The following is a 9,905-nucleotide window of genomic DNA, read 5'->3' as shown; positions in this document are numbered from 1 at the left end:
CCCCAGCCTGCTCACCGGCGGCGCCGGTCTGGTGCTGGGCCTGCCCGGCAATGCGAGCCTGCCCGAGAGCTGGAGACCGGCCCTCGATGCACTGCCCAGCGCAGTGCCCGTGGTGCTGGCCAGCCGCTGTGGCGGCGGCGTCAGCGCGCAGCGCGCCGGCACGCCCGGCAACTGGCTGAACGCAGGCGGGCTCGATCCGCTCAAGGCGCGCGTCCGCCTCATCGCGGGGCTGGCGGCAGGACTGCGCGGCGCCCGCCTGCGGCGCTGGTTCGAACGCGGCTGATGCGGCGCCAGCGCCGCAGTTCATAACCCCGGATCGGTCCCGCCGCCAGCCACGGCAGTCTCGACCATGCGTCGGGTCAGGTGCGGCGCGAAGCCTTCGATGAAGGCATAGACGTAAGCTCGCAGCCACGCACGCCTGCGCAGGCCAATGCGGGTGGTGCTCGACTCGAACAGATGCGAGGCGTCCGCCATGCCGAGCTTGCGATCCTCTTCGGGGTCATAGGCCATGCGCGCCAGGATGCCGACACCCAGGTCGAGCTCGACATACTTCTTGATCACATCCGAGTCGATCGCCGTGAGCACCACATTGGGCTTCAGCCCACGCCCGAGGAAGGCCTTGTTGATGTGGCTGCGGCCGGTGAAGGCGTCGTCATAGGTGATGATCGGATAGCGCGCGATGGCCTCGAGGGTGAGCGGCGACTCGCGCAGGATCGGGTGGCGCGGCGTCGCCACCACGCAGCGGTTCCACTGGTAGCAGGGCAGCATGACGAGGTCGTCGTAGTCGGCGATGGCCTCGGTGGCGATGGCGATGTCGGCCGTGCCGTCGAGCACCATCTCGCACACCTGGCGCGGATTGCCCTGGTGCAGCGACAGCCTGACCTGCGGATAGCGCTGCATGAAGTCGCGCACCACCCGGGGCAGCACGTAGCGCGCCTGCGTGTGGGTGGTGGCGATCGACAGGCTGCCGCTGGCCTCGTTGGCGAACTCCTCGCCCACCTGCTGAAGGTTGCCGAGGTCGTGCAGCACGCGCTCGGCAATGGCGAGCACCGCCCGCCCCGGCTCGGTGATATCGACCAGGCGCTTGCCGTGGCGCACGAAGATCTCGATACCCAGCTCGGACTCGAGCAGGCGGATCTGCTTGGACACGCCGGGCTGCGAGGTGAACAAGGCGTCGGCCGCATCGGACACGTTGAGCCCGCGCCGGGCAACTTCCTGGATATAGCGCAGCTGCTGGATGTTCATCGCGCACCTATATAACCAAATCTTCTTGAATACTAACTCAAAATGTCTTTTTGAAACTAAACGACAAAGATACGATGCAGCGCACAACGAACACGCCCCTCCGCACCCCCATATCGAGAGTCCAGCCATGTACCAGTACGACGAATACGACCAGCGCATCGTCGATGAGCGCGTCGCCCAGTTCGCCGACCAGACCCGCCGCTACCTGGCCGGGGAGCTCAGCGAGGACGAGTTCCGCCCCCTGCGCCTGCAGAACGGTCTCTACATCCAGCGCCACGCGCCGATGCTGCGCATCGCCGTCCCCTATGGCAACCTGAACTCGACGCAGCTGCGCACCCTGGGCCATATCGCCCGCACCTACGACCGCGGCTACGGCCACATCACCACGCGCCAGAACATCCAGTTCAACTGGCCGCGCCTGGAAGACGTGCCCGAGATCCTCGACCTGCTGGCAAAAGTGCAGATGCACGCCATCCAGACCTCGGGCAACTGCATCCGCAACGTCACCTCCGACCCCTTCGCCGGTGTCGCCCCCGACGAACACGTCGACCCGCGGCCGTGGTGCGAGATCCTTCGCCAGTGGAGCACCTTCCACCCCGAATTCGCCTTCCTGCCGCGCAAGTTCAAGATCGCGGTCAACGGCGCACGTGAGGACCGCGCCGTGATCCAGGTGCACGACATCGGGCTGGACATCGTACGCAACGCTGCCGGCGAGCTGGGCTTCCGCGTGCTGGTGGGGGGCGGCCTGGGACGCACGCCGATCATCGGCGAGGAAGTCGCCGCCTTCGTGCCCTGGCAGCAGATCCTCAACTACTGCGAGGCCGTCCTGCGCGTCTACAACCTGCACGGCCGGCGCGACAACGCCTACAAGGCACGCATCAAGATTCTGGTGAAGGCGCTCGGCGTGACCGAGTTCGCACGCCAGGTCGAGGAAGAGTTCGCCCACCTCAAGGACGGCCCGTCGACGCTGACCCAGGCCGAGATCGACCGTGTCGCCAGCCGCTTCAACGACCCGGTGCTGAGCGCGCTGGAGGCGGACGCCGGCTACCGCGCACAGCTCGTCGCGGACAAGGCCTTCGCCGCCTGGGCGCGGCGCAGCGTGCGCGGACACCGTGTGGCGGGCTACGCCAGCGTGGTGCTGTCGCTCAAGCCCTATGGCGTGGCACCGGGCGACCTCACGGCCGAGCAGTTCGACGCCGTTGCCGATCTCGCCGACCGCTACGCCTTCGGCGAGGTGCGCAGCACCCACGAGCAGAACATCGTGCTCGCCAGCGTGCGCGAGGCCGACCTGCATCAACTGTGGCAGGACGCCCGCGCGATCGGCCTGGCAACGCCCAACATCGGCCTGCTCACCGACATCATCGCCTGCCCGGGGGGTGACTTCTGTGCGCTCGCCAACGCCAAGTCGATCCCGATCGCCAACGCCATCCAGGACCGATTCGACGACCTCGACCATCTGTTCGACATCGGCGAACTGGAGATCAACATTTCGGGCTGCATGAACGCCTGTGGCCACCATCACGTCGGCCACATCGGCATCCTCGGCGTGGACAAGAACGGCGCCGAGTTCTATCAGGTGACCGTCGGCGGCGAACAGGGCAACCAGGCCGCGCTCGGCAAGGTGATCGGCCCCTCCTTTGCCGCCGCCGAGATGCCCGACGTGATCAGCTCGCTGATCAACAACTACATCGACAACCGCCAGGATGACGAGCGCTTCATCGACACCGTGCGCCGCATCGGGGTGGAATCCTTCAAGACCCGTGTGTATGCCGAACGCAGCGCACGCCAGCAAGCCGGAGAAAGCGCTCATGTCTGAGATCATCAAGAATGGCCGCGTCCAGGCCGACGAATGGACGGTACTGCGCCTGGCCGAGGGCGATGACCCCGCTGCCGTCGCCCTGCCCGCCGGTCGTGTGATCGTGCCGCTGGCGGTGTGGCTGGCGCGCCGCGACGCACTGCACGCCCAGGCCGAAGCCGGCGTGCTCGGCGTATGGCTGGCCGGCGACGAGGATCCGGCTGTCCTCGCCGGCGACCTGTCCGCACTGGCGCTGATTGCGGTCGACTTCCCCAAGTTTGCCGACGGGCGCGGCTACTCCATCGCCACGCTGCTGCGCACCCGCCATGGCTATGGCGGCGAATTGCGCGCGATCGGCGACGTGCTGCGCGACCAGTTCTTCTTCCTGCTGCGCTGCGGCTTCTCGGTGCTGCAGCCGCGCGAAGGCAAGTACAGCGCCGCCCAGCTCGAGGCAGCGCTCGCCAGCCTGCGCGACTTCTCCGAGCCCTACCAGGGCGCGGTCGATCGCCCGGAACCGCTGTTCCGCCGCCAGCCGCGCACCCCTTTGCACAAGGAAGCCGCCTGATGAACGCCAGCGTGTCCCTGTTGCGCCCGGCCGCCGCCAACCCGGCGACCCGCCCCGAGCTCACCGACGCGCTGCGTGCCACCGTAGGCGCCAAGGCCGCAGCAGCACAGGCCTTTCTGCGCGAGGCGGTGGCCGAGTTCGGTGCCGGCGGCGAGCTCGCCTTCGCCAACAGCTTCGGCGCCGAGGACATGGTGCTGACTGACCTGATCCTGGCGAACGCGCTGCCGATCGAGATCTTCTCGCTCGACACCGGCCGCCTGCCCGCCGAGACCTACACCCTGATCGGCGAGGTCGAGCAGCGCTACGACACCAGGCTCAAGATCTACTTCCCGGACGCGAGCGCAGTCGAGACCTTCGTGCGCAGCCAGGGCATCAACGCCTTCTACGACTCGGTCGAGCTGCGCAAGGCCTGCTGCGGCGTGCGCAAGATGGAACCGCTGCGCCGCGCGCTCGCCGGCAAGAAGGCCTGGATCACCGGCCTGCGCGCCGCCCAGTCGGTGACCCGCACGGGCCTGCCGGTGCGCGAGCTCGACAGCGCCAACGGCCTGGACAAGCTCAACCCGCTGTCGGACTGGAGCGAGACGGAAGTCTGGGCCTACATTCGCCTTCACGAGGTGCCCTACAACGCGCTGCACGACCAGTTCTACCCCAGCATCGGCTGTGCGCCCTGCACGCGCGCCGTCGCCGTGGGCGAGGACGTGCGCGCCGGGCGCTGGTGGTGGGAAGACCCCGCCTCCAAGGAGTGCGGCCTCCACGTCAAGAAGGGCTGAAGCGATGAACGGCAAGCACCCCGCCCAGGCCCCGCACGCGCCGGTCGTCGGCGCCGGTCGCCGCAGCCTGCAACACCGCCTCGGCGCCCTGCGCGCCGGCCTCAAGGCCGCCCTGCGCGCCTTGCGCTCGCACCCGATCAAGCATCCGCAACGGTAACCAAATCATGTCGACGCTCACCAAACAGACGCTGTCCCACCTCGACTGGCTCGAGGCCGAAGCCATCCACATCCTGCGCGAGGTCGCAGGCCAGTGCGCCAACCCGGTGCTGCTGTTCTCCGGCGGCAAGGACTCCATCTGCCTGCTGCGCCTGGCCGAGAAGGCGTTCCGCCCCGGCCGCTTCCCCTTCCCGCTGATGCACATCGACACCGGCCACAACTACAAGGAAGTGACCGACTTCCGCGACAAGCGCGCCGCCGAGCTGGGCGAACGCCTGATCGTGCGCTCGGTGGAAGACTCGATGGCGCGCGGCACCGTGGTGCTCAAGCACCCGGGCGAGTCGCGCAACAAGCACCAGTCGGTGACGCTGCTCGAGGCGATCGAGGAATTCGGCTTCGACGCCTGCATCGGCGGCGCCCGCCGCGACGAGGAGAAGGCGCGCGCCAAGGAGCGCATCATGAGCTTCCGCGACGAGTTCGGTCAGTGGGACCCGAAGAACCAGCGCCCCGAGCTGTGGAACCTCTACAACGCACGTTCGCACAAGGGCGAGAACATCAGGGCGTTTCCGATCAGCAACTGGACCGAGCTCGACGTGTGGCAGTACATCCAGCGCGAGCAGCTCGAGCTGCCGTCGATCTACTTCGCCCACACCCGCCCGGTGGTGCGCAAGAACGGCCTGCTGCAGCCGGTAACCGAGCTGACGCCGGCCAGGGACGGCGACGTGGTCGAGGACGTGCTGGTGCGCTTCCGCACCGTCGGCGACATCACCTGCACGGCGCCGGTGGAGTCCGACGCCGACACGGTCGAGAAGATCCTCGCCGAGACGGCAACGACGACGATCACCGAGCGCGGCGCGACGCGGATGGACGACCAGACCTCGGAAGCGTCGATGGAGCAGCGCAAGAAAGAAGGCTACTTCTGACCCGCGCCCGAACACAGAGCATTGAAGGAATCATGACCATGTCCGCCCTTGAACACCTGCCCGAGATCGACAACGGCCTGCTGCGCTTCCTCACCTGCGGCAGCGTCGACGACGGCAAGAGCACCCTGATCGGTCGTCTGCTGTTCGACACCAAGACCATCCTCGCCGACACGCTGAACGCCATCGAGAAGACCTCGGCCAAGCGTGGCATGAGCGCGGTCGACCTGTCCCTGCTCACCGACGGCCTGCAGGCCGAGCGCGAGCAAGGCATCACCATCGACGTCGCCTATCGCTACTTCTCGACCGGCCGGCGCAAGTACATCATCGCCGACGCCCCCGGCCACGAGCAGTACACCCGCAACATGGTCACCGCGGCCTCCACCGCCAACCTGGCCATCATCCTCATCGACGCGCGCAAGGGCGTGCTCACCCAGACCCGCCGCCACTCCTACCTCGCCAGCCTGGTCGGCATCCCCCACCTGGTGGTCGCGGTCAACAAGATGGACCTGGTCGACTACGACCAGGCTGTGTTCGAGCGCATCAAGGCCGAATACCTCGCCTTCGCCGCCAAGCTCGGCATCAAGGACCTGCGCTTCATCCCGATCTCGGCACTCGAGGGCGACATGATCGTCGACCGTGGCGAGCGCCTGTCCTGGTACGACGGCCCGACCCTGCTCGACGTCCTCGAGAACGCACCCGCAGCCCACACCGAGCAGGCCGAGGACTTCCGCTTCCCGGTACAGTTCGTGTGCCGCCCGCAGGATTCCGCCAACCCCGAGCTGCACGACTACCGCGGCTTCATGGGCCGGGTGGAGTCGGGCGAGATCGCCGTCGGCGATGCGGTGACGGTACTGCCCTCGGGCGCCAGCAGCCGGGTGAAGGCGATCGAACTCGGCGGCGAGCGCCTGCCGCGCGCGATCCACGAGCAGTCGGTGACCTTGCTGCTGGAGGACGAGATCGACATCTCGCGCGGCGACCTCATCGTCAAGTCCGCGGAGGCGCCGGAGCCGGTCAAGCAGATCGACGCCACCGTGTGCTGGCTGGCGGAGACGCCGCTGTCACCCGCGCGCACCTACCTGCTGCGCCACACCACGCGCGAGGTGAAGGCCAAGGTCGCCCGGATCGACTACCGGCTGGATGTGAATACCCTGGCGCAGGAGGAGACCGCAGGCCTGGCCATGAACGACATCGCCCGCGTCAGCCTCAAGCTCGCGCAGCCGATCGTCGCCGACCGCTACGCCGACAACCGCGCAACCGGCGCCTTCATCATCATCGACGAAAGCACCAACAACACTGTGGGCGCGGGGATGATCGGCTGAGCGGATTGCCGGCCGACCCGCTTTGCGCACACTCGCGGCGCTGCCGATAATGTCGGCAGCGCCGTTTCCTTTTTGTCCGCCCATGCCCCAGACCACCACCAACCCTGCCGAAACTGCCCGTACCCGCCTCGACAAGTGGCTGTGGGCCGCTCGCTTCTTCAAGCATCGTACCGGTGCGACCGAGGCAGTCGAGGGCGGCAAGGTCAAGCTCAACGGCATCGCGGTGAAGCCCGCGCGTGACGTGAAGGCTGGCGACCGGCTCGACATCACCATCGGCGAGGACATCCGCACGGTCATCGTGCGGGCGATCGCGGACAAACGCGGCTCGGCCACCGTTGCGCAGACGCTCTACGAAGAGACGGCCGAGAGCGTCGCCGCCCGCGAGCGCGCCCGCGAACTGCGCACGGTCGCAGCGGCCCCCGGAGCCGGCCTGCATGGCCGCCCCACCAAGCGCGACCGCCGGCGCATGGACCGTTTCGGCGCGCGCTGAAGCCTGCGGCAGCCTTCCCTGCCGGCTGGCCACGAACGAGGCCGGCGTCGCCACCCGCTGCAAATGCTCCGTGCAAGGACGTTGATCGAGCGAACTTGTTCAGACCATCTACACTCGGACTGACACGGCCCACCGCACAAGCGCGCGGCACTGGACGACGGAGGACACGAGGATGGGTGCAAGTGCACGCGGACATGCGCGCAGGCTGTTCGGACTTATGCTGGTCGTCCTTGCCCTGGCAATGACACTGGCAGGCACGCTGACCGCCCAGCAGGGCGGCGCTGCGCTGGTACTGCGTGTCGATGGTGCGATCGGCCCGGCGAGCGCGGACTACATCCACAAGGGCCTGGCGCGTGCGGCCGCGACCGGCGCGCAGCTGGTGGTGATCGAGCTCGATACGCCGGGCGGGCTCGATAGCTCGATGCGCACGATCATCAAGGATATCCTCGCCTCACCGGTACCGGTGGCGACCTTCGTAGCCCCCGAGGGCGCACGCGCAGCAAGCGCGGGCACCTACATCCTTTACGCCAGCCACATCGCGGCAATGGCGCCCGCCACCAACCTGGGGGCGGCCACGCCGGTGGCGATCGGCGTGGGCGGCCCTCAACCAGGCAGGACCGCGCCGCGCGAGGACTCGCCTGCGGCGGGAGCAGAAGCCGAGGAGCGTGCGCAGCGGGCCCCAGCCTCCGGCAAGGAAGCGGGCACGGCGGGTGATGACCAGGACGCCGACGCCCCCTCCCCAGCCCCGCCCGCGGCATCCGCACGCCCGCAGGCCGCCACGCCCGCCGACGCCATGGCAGCCAAGTCGATGTCCGACGCCACCGCCTACATCCGCAGCCTGGCACAGCTACGCGGGCGTGATGTGGATTTCGCCGAACGCGCGGTACGCGAGGCGGCCAGCCTGTCGGCGGAGGAAGCGCTCGCCCAGGGTGTGATCGACCTCATCGCCTTCGACACCACCGAACTGCTCAAGCAGCTCGACGGCCGCGAGGTCGCCGTTCTCGACGGCACACGCACGTTGGCCACCGCCAGCATCGCGCTCGAACGCCTGGAGCCCGACTGGCGCAACCGGGTGCTGGCTGCGCTCGCCAACCCGCAGGTGGCGCTGATCCTGATGATGATCGGCATGTACGGACTGTTCTTCGAATTCACCTCACCCGGCTTCGGCGTACCCGGCGTGGCGGGCGCGATCTCGCTTCTGATCGCCCTCTACGCCTTCCAGCTCCTGCCGGTGAACTGGGCCGGCGTGTTGCTGCTGGCGGTGGGCGCGGCCTTGATGCTGGCCGAGGCTTTCCTGCCCAGCTTCGGCGTCCTCGGCGTCGGCGGCATCATCGCTTTCGTGGTCGGCGGCGTGTTCCTGATGGATGCGGACGTGCCCGGCTTCGGCCTGCCCCTCGCGCTCGTGATCGGCATGGCACTGGCGAGCGCAGCCATCATCATCGCCATTGGTACCTTTGCCGCACGCAGCCACCGCCGCCCGGTGGTGAGTGGCAGCGAGGAAATGCTCGGCGCACTGGGCACCGTCGGCGCCGCGGCCGAAGGTGGCGGCTGGTGGATCCATGTGCACGGCGAGACGTGGCGGGCACGCTGCGCGCAGCCACTGGCCTCCGGCAGCCACGTCCGCGTCGTGGCGATGGACGGGCTCATCCTCGACGTCACCCCCGCCTCCGCCCAATCCGATCCGTTCCAACCCCAACCAGGGAGCCTCCCGCCATGATCGACCTTCAACTCGGGCTCGGCCCGCTGATCCTGCTGCTGCTCTTCCTCGTCATTGCCGCGCTCAAGGTGCTGCGCGAGTACGAGCGTGGTGTCATTTTCATGCTCGGCCGCTTCTGGCGGGTCAAGGGCCCGGGCCTGGTGATCGTGATTCCTGGCCTGCAGCAGATGGTCAAGGTGGATCTGCGCGTGGTGACGATGGACGTACCCTCGCAGGACGTCATCTCGCGTGACAACGTCTCGGTCAAGGTGAATGCGGTGGTGTATTTCCGCGTGGTCGACCCACAGAAGGCCATCATCCAGGTCGAGGACTACTTCAACGCCACCAGCCAGCTCGCCCAGACCACGTTGCGCGCCGTACTCGGCAAGCACGAGCTCGACGAGATGCTGTCGGAGCGCGAGAAGCTCAACACCGATGTACAGCAGATCCTGGACGCCCAGACCGATGCATGGGGCATCAAGGTGGCCAACGTCGAGATCAAGCATGTGGATCTCAACGAGACCATGGTGCGCGCCATCGCCCGCCAGGCCGAGGCCGAGCGCGAGCGGCGCGCCAAGGTGATCCACGCCGAGGGTGAAAAGCAGGCCGCGGAAACGCTGCTCGAGGCCGCGCAGATGCTGTCCCGCGACCCCGCCGCAATGCAGCTGCGCTACCTGCAGACGCTGACCCAGGTGGCAGGCGACAAGAGCTCGACGCTGGTGTTTCCGGTGCCGGTGGACCTGCTGGGCAAGCTGATGGGTGCGCCAGGCACAGCAAGACCGCCCCAGGGCTGAGCAAGCTCAGCCACGAGGGGCTAAAGGTGATCAGGCTTGGCGGGCATGCGATAAAAGCTCGCGGCTGGCGCCGCTCCTACAGCGGGGGCATGGCGCACAGGGGATGCTGCAGGAGCGGCACCAGCCGCGAGGGGTTGAGGGCGAGTACGCCC

Annotated in this window: 10 protein-coding genes and 1 pseudogene; 10 read left to right on the top strand and 1 reads right to left on the bottom strand. The window is 67.9% G+C overall.

All coding sequences use genetic code 11. The features are described from left to right. Positions 1-283: pseudogene (locus tag B447_RS12380) on the top strand (asparaginase); the annotation flags it as partial. Between the two features lie 20 nt (positions 284-303). Here the strand turns inward: B447_RS12380 and cysB are convergent. Then, on the bottom strand, positions 304-1,245 hold the full coding sequence (gene cysB, locus B447_RS12375) for an HTH-type transcriptional regulator CysB (protein WP_002940427.1): 942 nt from the start codon (positions 1,243-1,245) through the stop codon (positions 304-306). 127 nt (positions 1,246-1,372) lie between these two features. Between cysB and B447_RS12370 the strand changes: the two genes are divergently transcribed. The 9 genes from B447_RS12370 to B447_RS12335 all read left to right on the top strand — a co-directional run bounded on the left by B447_RS12370 (position 1,373) and on the right by B447_RS12335 (position 9,753). After that, positions 1,373-3,061 carry a nitrite/sulfite reductase gene (locus tag B447_RS12370; protein ID WP_002940423.1) on the top strand — a complete coding sequence of 563 codons (1,689 nt, stop codon included), beginning with the start codon at positions 1,373-1,375 and terminating at the stop codon, positions 3,059-3,061. After that, positions 3,054-3,605 (top strand): DUF934 domain-containing protein, encoded by a 552-nt coding sequence (locus B447_RS12365; RefSeq protein ID WP_002940420.1) that lies wholly within the window; start codon positions 3,054-3,056, stop codon positions 3,603-3,605. The genes B447_RS12370 and B447_RS12365 overlap by 8 nt, the downstream gene beginning before the upstream one ends. After that, positions 3,605-4,375: a phosphoadenylyl-sulfate reductase gene (locus B447_RS12360; RefSeq protein ID WP_002940418.1), complete on the top strand. Its 771-nt coding sequence runs from the start codon at positions 3,605-3,607 to the stop codon at positions 4,373-4,375. Before B447_RS12365 ends, B447_RS12360 begins: the two co-directional genes overlap by 1 nt. A gap of 4 nt (positions 4,376-4,379) precedes the next feature. Next, positions 4,380-4,532 carry a hypothetical protein gene (locus B447_RS22735; RefSeq protein WP_002925707.1) on the top strand — a complete coding sequence of 51 codons (153 nt, stop codon included), beginning with the start codon at positions 4,380-4,382 and terminating at the stop codon, positions 4,530-4,532. 7 nt (positions 4,533-4,539) lie between these two features. Further along, positions 4,540-5,454, top strand: a complete 915-nt coding sequence (gene cysD / locus B447_RS12355; RefSeq protein ID WP_002925704.1) for a sulfate adenylyltransferase subunit CysD — start codon at positions 4,540-4,542, stop codon at positions 5,452-5,454. A 38-nt stretch (positions 5,455-5,492) separates the two neighbouring features. After that, positions 5,493-6,773, top strand: coding sequence for a sulfate adenylyltransferase subunit CysN (gene cysN, locus B447_RS12350; protein ID WP_002925703.1), 1,281 nt, complete (start codon positions 5,493-5,495; stop codon positions 6,771-6,773). A gap of 82 nt (positions 6,774-6,855) precedes the next feature. Beyond that, a complete protein-coding gene (locus tag B447_RS12345; protein WP_002940416.1) occupies positions 6,856-7,263 on the top strand; it encodes an RNA-binding S4 domain-containing protein in 408 nt (135 codons plus the stop codon). Between the two features lie 172 nt (positions 7,264-7,435). Next, positions 7,436-8,980, top strand: a complete 1,545-nt coding sequence (locus B447_RS12340; RefSeq protein ID WP_002940415.1) for an NfeD family protein — start codon at positions 7,436-7,438, stop codon at positions 8,978-8,980. Next, the gene (locus B447_RS12335) at positions 8,977-9,753 is read left to right on the top strand and encodes a slipin family protein (protein ID WP_002940414.1); all 777 of its coding nucleotides are present in this window, start codon (positions 8,977-8,979) and stop codon (positions 9,751-9,753) included. The genes B447_RS12340 and B447_RS12335 overlap by 4 nt, the downstream gene beginning before the upstream one ends. Positions 9,754-9,905 lie beyond the last annotated feature (152 nt).

It is taken from the genome of Thauera sp. 27 (genome assembly GCF_000310125.2).
GTDB classification, from domain to species: domain Bacteria; phylum Pseudomonadota; class Gammaproteobacteria; order Burkholderiales; family Rhodocyclaceae; genus Thauera; species Thauera mechernichensis.
Note: the sequence above shows the minus strand (reverse complement) of the source record. Positions and strands in the feature narration are given on the sequence as shown.

What these genes read in the sequence shown, in the direction of transcription:
- B447_RS12340 (WP_002940415.1), top strand. Translation starts at nt 7,436, where the DNA reads ATGGGTGCAAGTGCACGCGGACATGCGCGCAGGCTGTTCGGACTTATG.
- B447_RS12370 (WP_002940423.1), top strand. Translation starts at nt 1,373, where the DNA reads ATGTACCAGTACGACGAATACGACCAGCGCATCGTCGATGAGCGCGTC.
- B447_RS12335 (WP_002940414.1), top strand. Translation starts at nt 8,977, where the DNA reads ATGATCGACCTTCAACTCGGGCTCGGCCCGCTGATCCTGCTGCTGCTC.
- cysN (WP_002925703.1), top strand. Translation starts at nt 5,493, where the DNA reads ATGTCCGCCCTTGAACACCTGCCCGAGATCGACAACGGCCTGCTGCGC.
- cysD (WP_002925704.1), top strand. Translation starts at nt 4,540, where the DNA reads ATGTCGACGCTCACCAAACAGACGCTGTCCCACCTCGACTGGCTCGAG.
- B447_RS12345 (WP_002940416.1), top strand. Translation starts at nt 6,856, where the DNA reads ATGCCCCAGACCACCACCAACCCTGCCGAAACTGCCCGTACCCGCCTC.
- B447_RS22735 (WP_002925707.1), top strand. Translation starts at nt 4,380, where the DNA reads ATGAACGGCAAGCACCCCGCCCAGGCCCCGCACGCGCCGGTCGTCGGC.
- B447_RS12360 (WP_002940418.1), top strand. Translation starts at nt 3,605, where the DNA reads ATGAACGCCAGCGTGTCCCTGTTGCGCCCGGCCGCCGCCAACCCGGCG.
- B447_RS12365 (WP_002940420.1), top strand. Translation starts at nt 3,054, where the DNA reads ATGTCTGAGATCATCAAGAATGGCCGCGTCCAGGCCGACGAATGGACG.
- cysB (WP_002940427.1), bottom strand. Translation starts at nt 1,245, where the DNA reads ATGAACATCCAGCAGCTGCGCTATATCCAGGAAGTTGCCCGGCGCGGG.